We start from the raw sequence: 14,395 nt of genomic DNA, 5'->3' as shown, positions 1-14,395 counted from the left end.
GAAGGGCACGGACCCTTCGCCTTGTTAAGCGTCGTTACGCGCCGACCATGGTCGGCGTGACCACCTGATTGAGATCGCCCGCGCGGGTTGGCGCGATGCCGGCCTCGAATTCAGGGCGGAAGTATTTGATCGCGCTGCCCAACGGCTCCACGGCACCCGGTGCGTGAGCACAGAAGGTCTTGCCTGGGCCGAGGAAACCCACCAGGCCCAACAGGGTCTCGATGTCGCCGGGTTGGCCTTGGCCTTTCTCGATGGCCATCAGGAGCTTGACGCTCCAGGGCAGGCCATCGCGGCAAGGGGTGCAGAAACCGCAGGATTCGCGCGAGAAAAACTGTTCCATGTTGCGCAACAGCGAGACCATGTTGACGCTGTCGTCCACCGCCATTGCCAGGCCGGTACCCATCCGGGTGCCCACCTTGGCGATGCCGCCGGCGTACATTTGTGCGTCCAGGTGTTCCGGCAACAGGAAACCGGTACCGGCGCCGCCAGGCTGCCAGCACTTGAGCTTGTAGCCGTCGCGCATGCCGCCGGCGTAGTCCTCGAACAGCTCGCGCGCGGTGACGCCGAACGGCAGTTCCCACAGTCCAGGGTTCTTGACCTTGCCGGAGAAGCCCATGAGCTTGGTGCCCATGTCTTCGCTGCCGTCACGGGCCAGGGATTTGTACCAGTCCACGCCGTCGGCGATGATCGCCGGCACGTTGCACAGGGTCTCGACGTTGTTCACGCACGTCGGCTTGCCCCACACGCCCACGGCGGCAGGGAAGGGCGGCTTGGAGCGTGGGTTGGCGCGGCGGCCTTCCAGGGAGTTGATCAGCGCGGTTTCTTCACCGCAGATATAACGCCCGGCGCCGGTGTGGACGAACAGCTCGAAATCGAAACCGCTGCCCAGGATGTTCTTGCCCAACAGGCCCGCGGCCTTGGCTTCTTCCACGGCACGGTTCAGGTGCTTGGCGGCGGTGGTGTATTCGCCGCGCAGGAAGATGTAGCCACGGTAGGTCTTCAGCGCACGGGCGCTGATCAGCATGCCTTCGATCAGCAGATGGGGCAGTTGCTCCATCAGCATGCGGTCCTTCCAGGTGTTGGGTTCCATCTCGTCCGCGTTGCACAGCAGGTAGCGGATGTCGATGGACTCGTCCTTGGGCATCAGGCCCCACTTCACGCCGGTGGGGAAGCCCGCACCGCCACGGCCCTTGAGGCCGGCGTCCTTCACGGTCTGGACGATATCGTCGGCGGCCATGTCGGCGAATGCCTTGCGCGCGGCGGCATAGCCGTTCTTGGCCTGGTATTCGTCCAGCCAGACTGCCTCGCCGTCGTCACGCAGGCGCCAGGTCAGGGGATGGGTTTCGGCCGAACGCTGGATGCGGTTGGCGGGCCCAAAGGAAGTCAGGGTCATACGTAGCCCTCCAGCAGTTTGGCGACGCCATCCGGCTTGACGTCACCAAAGGTGTCGTCGTCGATCATCAGCGCCGGTGCCTTGTCGCAGTTGCCCAGGCAGCACACCGGCAGCAGCGTGAAGCGGCCGTCGGCGGTGGTCTGGCCCAGGCCGATGCCCAGCTTGCTCTGGAGCTCGCCGACCACCGATTCGTGGCCGCCGATATAGCACACCATGCTGTCGCAAACGCGAATGATGTGGCGACCGACTGGCTGGCGGAAAATCTGGCTGTAGAAGGTAGCGACGCCTTCGACGTCGCTGGCCGGGATGCCGAGGATCTCGCCGATGGCGTAGAGCGCGCCGTCTGGCACCCAGCCACGTTCCTTCTGGACGATCTTCAGGGCTTCGATCGACGCCGCGCGCGGGTCTTCGTAGTGATGCAGCTCGTGCTCGATGGCCGAGCGCTCGGTTTCGCTCAGGGCGAAACGGTCTGTCTGGATAAGCGTGCTGTTCATGCTTAGCGGTCCACGTCGGCCATAACGAAATCGATACTACCCAGGTACGCGATCAAGTCCGCGACCATGCTGCCTTTGATCACCGAAGGGATCTGCTGCAGGTGCGGGTAGCTTGGGGTGCGAATCCGGGTGCGGTAGCTCATGGTGCCGCCGTCGCTCGTCAGGTAATAACTATTGATACCCTTGGTCGCTTCGATCATCTGGAAGGATTCGTTGGCCGGCATGACCGGGCCCCACGAAACCTGCAGGAAGTGCGTGATCAGGGTCTCGATGTGTTGCAGCGTGCGCTCTTTGGGTGGCGGCGTGGTCAGCGGGTGATCCGCCTTGTACGGGCCTTCCGGCATGTTGCGCATGCATTGCTCGATGATCTTGACGCTCTGGCGCATCTCCTCGACGCGAACCATGCAGCGGTCGTAGGCGTCACCGTTGGCCGCCAGCGGGACTTCGAACTCGAAGTTCTCGTAACCGGAGTACGGGCGCGCCTTGCGCAGGTCGAAGTCGCAACCGGTGGAACGCAGGCCGGCACCGGTGACGCCCCACTCCAGGGCTTCCTTGGTGTTGTAGGCGGCGACGCCGATGGTACGACCCTTGAGGATGCTGTTCTGCAGGGCGGCCTTGGTGTACTCGTCCAGGCGCTTGGGCATCCACTCGACGAAATCCTTGACCAGTTTTTCCCAGCCGCGCGGCAGGTCGTGGGCCACGCCACCGATGCGGTACCAGGCCGGGTGCAGGCGGAAGCCAGTGATGGCCTCGATCACGGTGTAGGCTTTCTGGCGGTCGGTGAACGTGAAGAACACCGGCGTCATCGCGCCCACGTCCTGGATGTAGGTACCCAGGAACAGCAGGTGGCTGGTGATGCGGAAGAACTCGGCCATCATGATGCGGATGACATCGACCCGGTCCGGCACCTTGATCCCGGCGAGTTTCTCGACCGAGAGCACGTACGGCAGGTTGTTCATCACGCCGCCGAGGTAGTCGATGCGGTCGGTGTACGGAATGTAGCTGTGCCAGGACTGGCGCTCGGCCATTTTCTCGGCACCACGGTGGTGGTAGCCGATGTCCGGGACGCAGTCGACGATCTCTTCGCCGTCCAGCTGCAGGATGATGCGGAAGGCACCGTGGGCCGAAGGGTGGTTGGGGCCCAGGTTGAGGAACATGTAGTCCTCGTTGGCGCCCGAACGCTTCATGCCCCAGTCTTCCGGCTTGAAGCGCGCGGCTTCTTCCTCGAGCTGTTGCTTGGCCAGCGACAGGCTGAACGGGTCGAACTCGGTGGCACGAGCCGGGAAGTCCTTGCGCAGCGGGTGACCTTCCCAGGTCGGCGGCATCATGATGCGCGACAGGTGCGGGTGGCCGGGGAAGTCGATTCCGTACATGTCCCAGACTTCGCGTTCGTACCAGTTGGCGTTCGGCCAGATGCCGGTCACGGTCGGCACGCTGAGGTCGCTCTCGGACAAGGCGACCTTGATCATTACGTCACTATTACGCTCGATCGACATCAAGTGATAGAACACGGTGAAATCGACGCCGTCGGGCAGCCCTTGACGCTTGGTGCGCAGGCGCTCGTCCACGCCGTGCAGGTCATAGAGCATGACGTACGGCTTGGGCAGGTTGCGCAGGAAGGTCAGGACTTCGACGAGTTTGGCTCGGGCAACCCAAAGCACCGGCATGCCGGTGCGGGTCGGCTGGGCGGTGAACGCCTCGGGGCCAAAACGGTTGTTCAGTTCGACGACCACATCCTGGTCGTCTGCCTTGTAAGGCGGGATGTACAGAGCACTGCCTGTAGTCATGGTTATTTATCGCTTTCGGTCAACGTAAAGAATGAAGCCAGGTTCTCGTTTCTTGTTCAGAACAGAGCTTGGATCAGACTTCGTCGGGGCTGCGCAGGTTGGTGACTGCGATACGCTGTTCGCGGCGCTGTTCCTTTTGCGACGGCATCTCGGCGCGATAGACGCCTTGATCACCAACGACCCAGGACAGAGGGCGACGCTCCTGGCCAATCGATTCCTGCAGCAACATCAAGCCTTGCAGGAACGCTTCCGGGCGAGGAGGGCAGCCAGGCACGTAGACATCCACGGGCAGGAACTTGTCCACCCCTTGAACAACGGAATAGATGTCGTACATGCCACCGGAGTTGGCGCACGAACCCATGGAGATAACCCACTTGGGTTCGAGCATCTGCTCATAGAGACGCTGGATGATCGGCGCCATCTTGATGAAGCAGGTACCGGCGATAACCATGAAATCCGCCTGGCGCGGCGATGCCCGGATAACCTCGGCGCCAAAGCGCGCGATGTCGTGGGGCGCCGTGAAGGCGGTGGTCATTTCCACGTAGCAGCACGAAAGGCCGAAGTTGTACGGCCACAGGGAGTTCTTGCGACCCCAGTTGACCGTGCTGTTCAGCACGTCTTCGAGCTTGCCCATGAAGATATTTTTGTGGACTTGATCTTCTAACGGATCGGCGACGGTTTCCCGCTTGCCGATCGGATACTGCTCGTTAGGAGCATCGGGGTCGATCCGGGTGAGATTGTATTGCATTGCCAAAGCCTCATTGTTTCAGCTTCGCTTGCCGCTTGCGCCGAGCTTCCGGAGCCCAATCAAGAGCCCCCACCCGGTAAAGGTAGACAAGACCTGCCAACAGAATTGCTATGAAAACGAGAGCTTCGACAAATCCGGTCCAGCCGCTTTCGCGGACGGACACAGACCAGGCAAAGAGAAAGAGGGCTTCGATATCGAAGATCACGAAGAGCATCGCGACCAGATAGAATTTGGCTGAGAGCCGCAAGCGGGCGCCACCGGTAGGCAGCATGCCGGACTCGAACGGTTCATTCTTGCTGCGGCCCCAGGCTTTTGACCCGAGCAGGCTCGATACACCGAGCATGAAGGCACACAGGCCGACGACACCCAGAAGGAAAATGGCAAAGCCCCAGTTGTGGGCCATGAGTCCTGTCGCTTCGGGCATGCTGGAAATCCTTAACAGAGAGCAATGGTCTCTGAGCTTGAAAAGAAATAACGCAGTGACGATATGTCGCAGCAATCAATCGCGGTGATTTTATGGCTAAACACCGGGCAAGTAAAATTCCTATAGCGAAATTATTTATTGGAATAAGGACATAGCGTGCCTCCATGACCTTCCGGCCCCGGCCGGGCGGGGATTGGCTGTTGATTCCTCAAAAGAATTTCGTTTCGAATGTAACAATGAAAGCGCCTTTCAAATGATAATTATTATTGTTTGGCCGTGGGTCGCCGTGTGTGCTCGATGTGACAACTGAGAACTTGTCTTATATGGCGGAGACTGCAATTGTCAGCGCCGGCCGTTTTACTCTTTTTCAGACTGCCTGATATTGCGTTCGATCAATTTTTTATCGGTTCACGGATTCCTGTGGGAGCGCTTCCTTAAGGCTTGCCTGAATCTCTGTGACAGAATCATTTCATGTGACGGCATTGCTGCTAAAGCATAGGCAAAAAAAAGCCCCGAACCAGTCGGGGCTTCAGATCGTCGGCTTTGCGGTTAGTTTTTATTCGGTCCGCAAGGGCCGTTTGCTTTGTGGATCAGTGAAACTGCTCTTCTTCGGTCGAACCGGTCAGCGCGGTCACGGACGACGCGCCGCCCTGGATCACGGTGGTCATGTCGTCGAAGTAGCCGGTGCCCACTTCCTGCTGGTGAGCCACGAAGGTGTAACCCTTGGCGGCGTCAGCGAACTCCTGCTCTTGCAGTTTCACGTAGGCAGTCATGTCGTTGCGGGCGTAGTCGTGCGCCAGGTTGAACATGCTGTGCCACATGTTGTGGATGCCGGCCAGGGTGATGAACTGGTGCTTGTAGCCCATGGCGGACAGCTCACGCTGGAACTTGGCGATGGTCGCGTCGTCCAGGTTCTTCTTCCAGTTGAAGGAAGGCGAGCAGTTGTACGACAGCAGTTGGTCCGGGTATTCCTTCTTGATCGCTTCAGCGAAACGACGGGCTTCGTCCAGGTCCGGCTTGGCGGTTTCGCACCAGATCAGGTCGGCGTACGGGGCGTAGGCCAGGCCACGGGCGATGGCCTGGTCGAGGCCGGCGCGCACCTTGTAGAAGCCTTCCGGGGTACGAGTGCCAGTCACGAACGGCTGGTCGTACGGATCGCAGTCGGAGGTCAGCAGATCAGCGGCGTTGGCGTCGGTACGGGCCAGGATGATGGTCGGTACGCCGGCAACGTCGGCGGCCAGGCGGGCAGCGGTCAGCTTCTGCACGGCTTCTTGGGTCGGAACCAGTACCTTGCCGCCCATGTGGCCGCATTTCTTGACCGAGGCCAGTTGGTCTTCGAAGTGAACACCAGCGGCGCCTGCCTCGATCATGCTCTTCATCAGCTCGTAGGCGTTCAGCACGCCGCCGAAACCGGCTTCGGCGTCAGCCACGATTGGCGCGAAGTAGTCAATGTAGCCTTCGTCGCCCGGGTTCTTGCCGGCTTTCCACTGGATCTGGTCGGCACGGCGGAACGAGTTGTTGATGCGCTTGACCACGGTTGGAACCGAATCCACCGGGTACAGCGACTGGTCAGGGTACATGGACTCGGCGGAGTTGTTGTCCGCAGCCACTTGCCAGCCCGACAGGTAAATGGCCTGGATGCCGGCCTTGACCTGCTGCACAGCCTGGCCGCCGGTCAAGGCGCCCATGCAGTTGACGAAATCTTTCTCGGGACGGAAGGCTGGCTTGGCGCCCTGGGTTACCAGGTTCCACAGCTTCTCGGCGCCCATCTTCGCGAAGGTGTGCTCAGGTTGAACCGAGCCACGCAGACGGACGACGTCAGCAGCGGAATAATTGCGCTTCACGCCTTTCCAGCGCGGGTTCTCAGCCCAGTCTTTTTCAAGGGCTGCAATTTGCTGTTCGCGTGTCAGTGCCATGGAAATAAACCTCGTCGCGTCTTGTATGGATGGTCGTTCTGGGCTGGAAGATTCCAGCTTGCCAATCGCACCCGTCATGGGTGTGAAGGGCTGCTCGCTGACCAGGGGGCTGGCATACAAGTCGGTCAAGGCGGGGTGGCGACGGGATGAACGATGGGCTCGAGGGGAAAGTGAGCAGGTAGGGGCGAACTGCGGGCGCATTCGGGCGTCGTGGGCCTTTATACGAACTCAGAGTGATGCCGGGTTACCTAGTTACGCTTCCGTCCCTCGGGACAACTTCGTTCCAGTCGCAACCTCGTCAAACACACCTTGTGGGCGGTACAGACACGAATCGGCTCGCAGGATGTTTGCAAGCATCGACCCGAAGGCCCTTGCCAGGGCCCCTGATTAGCGGGAGCGAGGCCATCATGCCTTCGGTTTTTTGGCTCGTCAAACGTTTTGTAGTGCTTTTTTTATGGCACTACATCTTTGGTCTAATACGACTCGTCAGTCAGTTTCTGGTGCTTCAGTTCAGGGTGTCGACCTTGACCCGCAGAATCATGTCATCCCGGCCTTGGGTCGAGTAGCTGCGGGTCAGGCCCTGTTTGTCGGCCTGATTTTGCCGATTCACTCCGGCCAGGGTAATCCATTCCCCCAGGCGTCCGCTGACGGTTGTGTCGGTGCTTTGCACATTCACTACATCGGGACGTTCCTGGCTCATGCGGTCACGGTTGGTGCTGATGCTCAGGTGAACGGTCTCGCCGGTGACGCTGGCCGTGACGTAAAAACCCTGGGTGACGTTGCGGTATTCGGTCTGGCTTTGCATGCGCCCGTAGGAGTCGGTCTGGTTGCTGGTGAAAGGCACGCTCTGGCCGACCTGGATCAGCGCCGGTTGGCCTTCGCTGGCCTGGATCTGCTGTACGCCGCCCTCACGGCTGGCCGTGCTGCGGTTGATGATGCGGGTCTGGCTGGGGGCGGCGCCGTTGATCGAGTAGCCCTGGTCGCCTTGCAGGTTGTTTTCGTTGGTGTCGACAGTGATCAGCAAGCGCTTGGGAGCCACGTCCAATTGGGCCAGGAACTGCCGGAGTTCTTCGATCTTGCCGGGCTCGGCGTTGACGATCAGTTGGTTGCCATAGGCGCTGACCTGGCCGTCCTTGCCGATGAAGTTCTGCGCCACCGGCAGCAGGTCGGCGCTGGTGCGGTAGTTCAGTGGCACGATTTGCGTGTCGGCCATGACTGACAGGCTGCAACCGAGCAGCAGGGTGGTCAGCAGGGTGCGTAGGGACATGTCCATTTCTCCGCGAGACAAAGGCTTGATATTGCCAGTTTGTCGGCCCCGGGTGGGGCAAGTTGAATGGTAGACGGCAAAACGCCCCGGCATCGGAGGATGGCGGGGCGTTTCACGGCGCTTACGATGCCTTTGTGGCGAGGGAGCTTGCTCCCGCTGGTTTGCGAAGCGAACCCCAAAAGCGAGGGCCGCTTCGCAGCCCAGCGGGAGCAAGCTCCCTCGCCACGGGGTATTGCTGCTTCCAGTGGTATCAGGCCGAGCGCCGCACCATGTCCACGTGCGGAATCCCGGCTTCGAGGAACTCTTCGCTGACCACTGCAAACCCCAGTCGCTCATAGAACGGCGTGGCATGCACCTGGGCGCTGAGCATCTGTTGCTGCAGCCCGCGCTTCTCGGCCTCGGCGATCACCGCCTGCATCAGCGCGTCGCCGACCTTCAGCCCGCGCCAATCCTTGAGGACTGACACCCGGCCAATATGGCCATCGGTCAAGAGGCGCGCGGTGCCGATCGGGAAGTCGCCTTCGAGAGCGAGGAAATGCACGGCGTCCTGGTCATCCGAATCCCACTCCAGCTCCGGGGGAACGGATTGCTCGGCAATGAACACCGCTTCACGAATGCGCCGGATCTCGGCGTTATCCTTTTGCCAGTCTGCGACACGAACGTGAATTTTATTCATCGGCGAACCCCAGGCTGCCTTGCTTGACCAGTTCATGGATAAGACCGCGACCGTCTTCATCGGCGAGCCATGGGCCGAGGTTTTCGATGTGCAGCGCGTCAGCGGCGCAGATCATTTTCAACAGGTCACGCAGCTTGCCTGGCAGGTAACGGCTCTGGCCGCTGGCGAACAGCAGCAGGTCGTCATCGACTTCCGACCAGGCCAGGCGCGCGCTCGGGTTGCGGATGATCACTGCGCCCTGTTCCAGGCCGGCCAGCAAGTCGTCTTCTTCCAGTTCCGGGCCCACCACGAGTTCCGGGTAGCGTGGCTCGGTCATGAATTGGCCGAACCAGGTCAGCAGCAAACGCTCGTCGCTCATGTGTTCGGCCAGCAGGCCCTTGAGGCGGTCCAAGGCGTCGTGCTGGATCTGGTGCGGGTCGGCCACCGGGCGCGCATCGGCGTCGGTGTAACGCTCTTCATCCGGCAAGAACTGGCTGAGGAAGTCAGTGAAGTGAGTCAGGACTTCGGCGGCGCTCGGTGCGCGGAAGCCAACCGAGTAGGTCATGCAATCGTCCACGGCGACGCCGCAGTGAGCCAGGCGTGGCGGCAGGTAGAGCATGTCACCGGGTTCCAGGACCCACTCGTCGGTGGCCTCGAAATCGGCAAGGATGCGCAGGTCCGCGTGTGGCAGCAGTGGGCTTTCGGAGTCGCACATCTGGCCGATCTTCCAGTTGCGCTTGCCATGGCCTTGCAGCAGGAACACGTCATAGTTGTCGAAGTGCGGGCCGACACCGCCACCGGGGGCGGCGAAGCTGATCATCACGTCGTCGATGCGCCAGCTCGGCAGGAAGCGGAAATGCTCCAGCAGCTCGCTGACTTCCGGGACGAACTGGTCGACGGCCTGCACCAGCAAGGTCCACTCGCGCTCGGGCAGTTTGCTGAATTCATCTTCGGCGAACGGGCCGCGACGCAACTCCCACGGGCGCTCGCCGTGCTCGATCACAAGGCGCGATTCAACCTCTTCTTCCAGCGCAAGGCCGGCCAGTTCGTCGGCATCAATCGGGCTTTCGAAATCAGGAATCGCCTGGCGGATCAGCAGGGGTTTTTTCTGCCAGTAGTCGCGCAGGAACTCCCGTGCCGTAATGCCGCCCAGGAGTTGCAGTGGAATATCAGGATTCATTTGTAACCTATTGAAAAAATATACTTTTCAGACGCGAATAAAAACGCCCGGCGCGGCCGGGCGTCTCAAAGGTACAGCGGTATCAGATGCGCTTGGCTTGTGCCGCCGCGTTGCCGATGTAGCTGGCCGGAGTCAGCTTCTTCAGCTCGGCCTTGGCGTCGGCTGGCATGTCCAGGCCATCGATGAAAGTCTGCAGCGCTTCAGGGCTGATGCCCTTGCCACGGGTCAGTTCTTTCAGCTTTTCATACGGGTTTTCGATGTTGTAGCGACGCATCACGGTCTGGATCGGCTCGGCCAGGACTTCCCAGCAGGCGTCCAGGTCAGCGGCGATCTTCTGCTCGTTGAGCTCCAGCTTGCTGATGCCCTTGAGGCTGGCTTCGTAGGCGATGACGCTGTGGGCGAAACCCACGCCCAGGTTGCGCAGCACGGTGGAGTCGGTCAGGTCGCGCTGCCAGCGGGAGATCGGCAGCTTGCTCGCCAGGTGCTGGAACAGCGCGTTGGCGATGCCCAGGTTGCCTTCGGAGTTTTCGAAGTCGATCGGGTTGACCTTGTGCGGCATGGTCGAGGAACCGATTTCGCCGGCAATGGTGCGCTGCTTGAAGTAACCCAGGGAGATGTAGCCCCAGATGTCACGGTCGAAGTCGATCAGGATGGTATTGAAACGCGCGATCGCATCGAACAGCTCGGCGATGTAGTCGTGCGGTTCGATCTGAGTGGTGTACGGGTTGAAGCTCAGGCCCAGCTCGTCTTCGATGAAGGCGCGGGCGTTGGCTTCCCAGTCGATGTCCGGATAGGCCGAGAGGTGGGCGTTGTAGTTGCCCACGGCGCCGTTGATCTTGCCCAGCAGCGGCACGGCTGCAACCTGGGCGATCTGACGCTCCAGGCGGTAGACCACGTTCGCCAGTTCCTTGCCCAAGGTAGTCGGCGAAGCCGGCTGACCGTGGGTGCGCGACAGCATCGGCACGTCGGCGAAGCGGATCGCCAGCTCGCGGATAGCCTGGGCGGTCTGGCGCATCAGCGGCAGCAGCACGTCGTCACGGCCTTCGCGCAGCATCAGGGCGTGGGACAGGTTGTTGATGTCCTCGCTGGTGCAGGCGAAGTGAATGAACTCACTGACATTGGCCAGTTCCGGCAGCTTGGCCGCCTGCTCCTTGAGCAGGTATTCGATAGCCTTGACGTCGTGGTTGGTGGTGCGTTCGATCTCTTTGACGCGCTCGGCGTGCTCCAGGGCGAAATTGTCGGCCAGGGCGTTCAGTACCGCGTTGGCTTCGGCGGAAAAAGCCGGGACTTCGCCAATGCCAGGGTGGGCGGCCAGGCGCTGGAGCCAGCGCACTTCAACCAGGACGCGGGCACGGATCAGGCCGTACTCGCTGAAAATCGGGCGCAGGGCCTGGGTTTTGCCGGCGTAGCGGCCGTCTACAGGGGAAACCGCAGTGAGCGAAGAGAGCTGCATGGGGTGTTCTCGGACAGTCGGGCAACGAAATGGGGCGCGTATCATACATGAAAACAGACGCCGGTCCGTCGCCAACTGACCGGCGTGTTACGCGTAACGAGATAAAACTGTTTATTACCTGTGGCGAGGGGATTTATCCCCGCTGGGCTGCGCAGCAGCCCTAAAAGCAGCGAATTTAATCTTCTGGCGCACCGAGTTGCCTAGTTTGAGGGCCGCTTCGCAGCCCAGCGGGGATAAATCCCCTCGCCACAAAAAAAAGCAGGTCGAGGCGAGTTATTCGTTGCGCATCAACGGGTAAAGCTCTTTCAACAATTTGCGTCGGCTGATCACCAGCTGCCAGCGATGGCCGCCCAACTGCCGCCACAGCCGTGCCGAGCGAATACCGGCCAGCAGCAGGGCGCGGATCTTCGAGGCGTTGCTCGGTTGTTGCAGGTTGCGCATGTCGCCATGCACCTGGATGCGCTGGCGCAGGGTGCTCAAGGTGTCCTGGTACAGCGCGCCACAAGCGGCGATCACGTTTTCGTGGGACGGGCCAAAATGTTCGACCTGGGATTGGATCTGCGGCAGGCGCTTGCCGATGGTTTCCAGCAGATCATCGCGCTTGGCCAACTGACGCTCCAGGCCCAGCATCGACAAGGCGTAGCGCAGCGGTTCGCGTTGCAGGGCGCTGGGGTCGCGTTCCAGTGCGCCGATCAAGGCGCGATAGCCTTCGCGCAGGTTCAGGTCATCGCCGCCGTAGACTTCCAAGGTGTCCTTGGGATCGCGCACCAGCAGGCTGCCGAGCATGCAGCCCAGCCCGGCTTCGTTGGTCTGGCCGGTCTTGGCGATGCGATCCACCAGCACGGCGGCGAGAAACACGCCGCCCAGGGCCGTCAGTTGTTCCTGGATCGGCGTCATGCCTTGCTGCTCCATGGCTCGGCGACTTCGATCACGCCGCCGCCCAGGCAGATTTCGCCGTCGTAGAACACCACGGATTGACCGGGCGTGACCGCTCGCTGCGGGTCATCGAACGTGGCGCGATAACCGCTGGCGGTTTTCTCCAGGGTGCAAGCCTGGTCGCTCTGGCGGTAGCGAACCTTGGCCGTCAGGCGGCGCGGTTCGCTGAGGTCGATCGGGTTGACCCAATAGATGTCGGAAGCGAGCAGGGCGCCGGAGAACAGCCATGGATGGTCATTGCCTTGGCCGACGATCAGCTCGTTGCGCTCCAGGTCCTTGACCAGCACATACCACGGCTCTTCGCCGGCGTCTTTCAACCCGCCGATGCCCAGGCCCTGGCGCTGGCCAATGGTGTGGTACATCAGGCCATGGTGGCGGCCGATGACGTCGCCTTCGGTTGTCTTGATCTCGCCCGGCTGGGCCGGCAGGTACTGCTTGAGGAAGTCGCTGAAACGACGCTCGCCGATAAAGCAGATGCCGGTGGAATCCTTCTTCTTGGCGGTGGCGAGCTGGTGTTTCTCGGCAATCGCGCGCACTTCGGGCTTTTCCAGCTCGCCGACCGGGAACAGGGTCTTGGCGATCTGTTCGCCGCCGACGGCATGGAGGAAGTAGCTCTGGTCCTTGTTCGGGTCCAGGCCCTTGAGCAGTTCGGTGCGGCCATCGATGTCGCGGCGGCGCACGTAGTGGCCGGTGGCGATCAGGTCGGCGCCGAGCATCATGGCGTAGTCGAGGAACGCCTTGAACTTGATCTCGCGGTTGCAGAGGATGTCCGGGTTCGGCGTACGACCGGCCTTGTATTCGGCCAGGAAGTGCTCGAACACGTTGTCCCAGTACTCGGCGGCGAAGTTGGCGGTGTGCAGCTTGATGCCGATCTTGTCACACACGGCCTGGGCGTCCGCCAGGTCATCCATGGCGGTGCAGTACTCGGTTCCGTCGTCTTCTTCCCAGTTCTTCATGAACAGGCCTTCCACCTCATAACCCTGCTCGATCAGCAGAAGGGCGGAAACGGAAGAGTCCACGCCACCGGACATGCCGACGATGACGCGCTGCTTTGGGGTGTTTGAAGAGGCTGGATCACGCATAGGAATTCAATGAGTGTCTTGAAAAAGGACGCGATTCTATCAGGCCCGGGCGCGCAAGGCTAAAGAGAAGGGCGGATAAGCGCCAGGCTATGGCGATGGCCGGCCAGGTAATCGTCGATGCAGCGGATGATCAGCTCGCTGCGCCAATGGTCGCGCTGCTCGAGCAGTTCCTCGCGGGTCAGCCATTTGGCGCCGAGAATGCCGTCGTCCAGTTGGTATTCGGGATGGTGTTTCAGGGCTTTGGCGGCGAAGCAGACCCGTTGGTAGGTCACGCCGTTGCTCGGGGCGGTGTAGAGGTAGATGCCGGTGACGCTGGTGGGCTCGACGTCCCAGCCGGTTTCTTCGAGGGTTTCACGTATGGCGGCTTGGATCAATGTTTCGTTCGGGTCCAGGTGGCCGGCGGGCTGGTTGAGCACTGCTCGTCCGCCCTTGGATTCTTCGACCATCAGGAAGCGGCCGTGGTCTTCGACGATGGTGGCGACGGTGATGTGGGGTTGCCAGTTCATGAGACTCCTCTATTTCTCGGATTTTGTTGGCTGGGTACATATCCATTGCTGCGGTAACGGCTGCTTAGGGTTTCGCCCCTACGGCGAGTCACTTTCAAAAAGCGTGAAAGTAACCAAAGCGCTCTTGCCCCACCACTCGGTGCCTCGCCTGGGCTCGGCATGCCCTCACTCCGGCATTGCTCCGTGGGCCGCCGCGAAGGGCCATCCATGGCCCAGCGCGGCTAACCCGGCATCCATGCCGGGTTGCCCACTGCGCAATGCCTGCGTTCGGCCATCGTGGTTAACGGGGCGCCCCAGATCAAGATCAGGATCAAGATCAAAAGCGAGGCGGCTTGGCGGCTGGCCTGTCTCTTTGGCTATACCCCAATCTAATTGTGGGAGCGAGCCTGCTCGCGAAGGCGGCCTGGCAGCCGACCTGTCTCTGCCGGCTGTACTCCAATCCAACTGTGGGAGCGAGCTTGCTCGCGATAGCGGTGGGTCAGTCAATATTTGAATTGAATGATGAATTGCAATCGCGAGCAAGCTCGCTCCCACAGGGTCGGGTGCTGTCTGAC

Annotated in this window: 13 protein-coding genes; all 13 read right to left on the bottom strand. The window is 61.0% G+C overall.

Features of this window, described 5'->3' with window-relative positions:
- Positions 1–34 precede the first annotated feature (34 nt).
- The 13 genes from nuoF to FHK92_RS09120 all read right to left on the bottom strand — a co-directional run bounded on the left by nuoF (position 35) and on the right by FHK92_RS09120 (position 13,841).
- The gene (gene nuoF, locus FHK92_RS09180) at positions 35–1,393 is read right to left on the bottom strand and encodes an NADH-quinone oxidoreductase subunit NuoF (RefSeq protein WP_181287771.1); all 1,359 of its coding nucleotides are present in this window, start codon (positions 1,391–1,393) and stop codon (positions 35–37) included.
- Positions 1,390–1,887, bottom strand: coding sequence for an NADH-quinone oxidoreductase subunit NuoE (gene nuoE / locus FHK92_RS09175; protein WP_092196990.1), 498 nt, complete (start codon positions 1,885–1,887; stop codon positions 1,390–1,392). The genes nuoF and nuoE overlap by 4 nt, the downstream gene beginning before the upstream one ends.
- Before the next feature lie 2 nt (positions 1,888–1,889).
- Positions 1,890–3,674 carry an NADH-quinone oxidoreductase subunit C/D gene (gene nuoC, locus FHK92_RS09170; RefSeq protein ID WP_030141321.1) on the bottom strand — a complete coding sequence of 595 codons (1,785 nt, stop codon included), beginning with the start codon at positions 3,672–3,674 and terminating at the stop codon, positions 1,890–1,892.
- Positions 3,675–3,747: 73 nt separating this feature from the next.
- Positions 3,748–4,422 carry a NuoB/complex I 20 kDa subunit family protein gene (locus tag FHK92_RS09165; RefSeq protein WP_030141322.1) on the bottom strand — a complete coding sequence of 225 codons (675 nt, stop codon included), beginning with the start codon at positions 4,420–4,422 and terminating at the stop codon, positions 3,748–3,750.
- Positions 4,423–4,432: 10 nt separating this feature from the next.
- Positions 4,433–4,846, bottom strand: coding sequence for an NADH-quinone oxidoreductase subunit A (locus FHK92_RS09160; protein ID WP_030141323.1), 414 nt, complete (start codon positions 4,844–4,846; stop codon positions 4,433–4,435).
- A gap of 590 nt (positions 4,847–5,436) precedes the next feature.
- Positions 5,437–6,762, bottom strand: a complete 1,326-nt coding sequence (aceA, locus tag FHK92_RS09155; protein ID WP_030141325.1) for an isocitrate lyase — start codon at positions 6,760–6,762, stop codon at positions 5,437–5,439.
- A gap of 505 nt (positions 6,763–7,267) precedes the next feature.
- Positions 7,268–8,029, bottom strand: a complete 762-nt coding sequence (locus FHK92_RS09150) for a secretin N-terminal domain-containing protein (RefSeq protein ID WP_181287770.1) — start codon at positions 8,027–8,029, stop codon at positions 7,268–7,270.
- Positions 8,030–8,279: 250 nt separating this feature from the next.
- Positions 8,280–8,705, bottom strand: coding sequence for a GNAT family N-acetyltransferase (locus FHK92_RS09145; RefSeq protein ID WP_181287769.1), 426 nt, complete (start codon positions 8,703–8,705; stop codon positions 8,280–8,282).
- Positions 8,698–9,864: a ribosomal protein uL16 3-hydroxylase gene (locus FHK92_RS09140; RefSeq protein WP_181287768.1), complete on the bottom strand. Its 1,167-nt coding sequence runs from the start codon at positions 9,862–9,864 to the stop codon at positions 8,698–8,700. The genes FHK92_RS09145 and FHK92_RS09140 overlap by 8 nt, the downstream gene beginning before the upstream one ends.
- A gap of 82 nt (positions 9,865–9,946) precedes the next feature.
- The gene (purB, locus tag FHK92_RS09135) at positions 9,947–11,317 is read right to left on the bottom strand and encodes an adenylosuccinate lyase (protein ID WP_030141329.1); all 1,371 of its coding nucleotides are present in this window, start codon (positions 11,315–11,317) and stop codon (positions 9,947–9,949) included.
- 273 nt (positions 11,318–11,590) lie between these two features.
- The gene (hflD, locus tag FHK92_RS09130; protein ID WP_030141330.1) at positions 11,591–12,214 is read right to left on the bottom strand and encodes a high frequency lysogenization protein HflD; all 624 of its coding nucleotides are present in this window, start codon (positions 12,212–12,214) and stop codon (positions 11,591–11,593) included.
- Complete coding sequence (gene mnmA, locus FHK92_RS09125) at positions 12,211–13,335, bottom strand: tRNA 2-thiouridine(34) synthase MnmA (protein WP_181287767.1); 1,125 nt, start codon at positions 13,333–13,335, stop codon at positions 12,211–12,213. Before mnmA ends, hflD begins: the two co-directional genes overlap by 4 nt.
- Before the next feature lie 59 nt (positions 13,336–13,394).
- Positions 13,395–13,841: an NUDIX hydrolase gene (locus tag FHK92_RS09120; RefSeq protein ID WP_181287766.1), complete on the bottom strand. Its 447-nt coding sequence runs from the start codon at positions 13,839–13,841 to the stop codon at positions 13,395–13,397.
- Between the last annotated feature and the right edge of the window lie 554 nt (positions 13,842–14,395).

This window comes from Pseudomonas brassicacearum subsp. neoaurantiaca, from assembly GCF_013608025.1.
Taxonomy (GTDB): domain Bacteria; phylum Pseudomonadota; class Gammaproteobacteria; order Pseudomonadales; family Pseudomonadaceae; genus Aquipseudomonas.
Note: the sequence above shows the minus strand (reverse complement) of the source record. Positions and strands in the feature narration are given on the sequence as shown.

Coding starts and splice junctions, on each gene's coding strand:
- nuoF (WP_181287771.1), bottom strand. CDS start 1,393: ATGACCCTGACTTCCTTTGGGCCCGCCAACCGCATCCAGCGTTCGGCC.
- nuoE (WP_092196990.1), bottom strand. CDS start 1,887: ATGAACAGCACGCTTATCCAGACAGACCGTTTCGCCCTGAGCGAAACC.
- nuoC (WP_030141321.1), bottom strand. CDS start 3,674: ATGACTACAGGCAGTGCTCTGTACATCCCGCCTTACAAGGCAGACGAC.
- FHK92_RS09165 (WP_030141322.1), bottom strand. CDS start 4,422: ATGCAATACAATCTCACCCGGATCGACCCCGATGCTCCTAACGAGCAG.
- FHK92_RS09160 (WP_030141323.1), bottom strand. CDS start 4,846: ATGCCCGAAGCGACAGGACTCATGGCCCACAACTGGGGCTTTGCCATT.
- aceA (WP_030141325.1), bottom strand. CDS start 6,762: ATGGCACTGACACGCGAACAGCAAATTGCAGCCCTTGAAAAAGACTGG.
- FHK92_RS09150 (WP_181287770.1), bottom strand. CDS start 8,029: ATGTCCCTACGCACCCTGCTGACCACCCTGCTGCTCGGTTGCAGCCTG.
- FHK92_RS09145 (WP_181287769.1), bottom strand. CDS start 8,705: ATGAATAAAATTCACGTTCGTGTCGCAGACTGGCAAAAGGATAACGCC.
- FHK92_RS09140 (WP_181287768.1), bottom strand. CDS start 9,864: ATGAATCCTGATATTCCACTGCAACTCCTGGGCGGCATTACGGCACGG.
- purB (WP_030141329.1), bottom strand. CDS start 11,317: ATGCAGCTCTCTTCGCTCACTGCGGTTTCCCCTGTAGACGGCCGCTAC.
- hflD (WP_030141330.1), bottom strand. CDS start 12,214: ATGACGCCGATCCAGGAACAACTGACGGCCCTGGGCGGCGTGTTTCTC.
- mnmA (WP_181287767.1), bottom strand. CDS start 13,335: ATGCGTGATCCAGCCTCTTCAAACACCCCAAAGCAGCGCGTCATCGTC.
- FHK92_RS09120 (WP_181287766.1), bottom strand. CDS start 13,841: ATGAACTGGCAACCCCACATCACCGTCGCCACCATCGTCGAAGACCAC.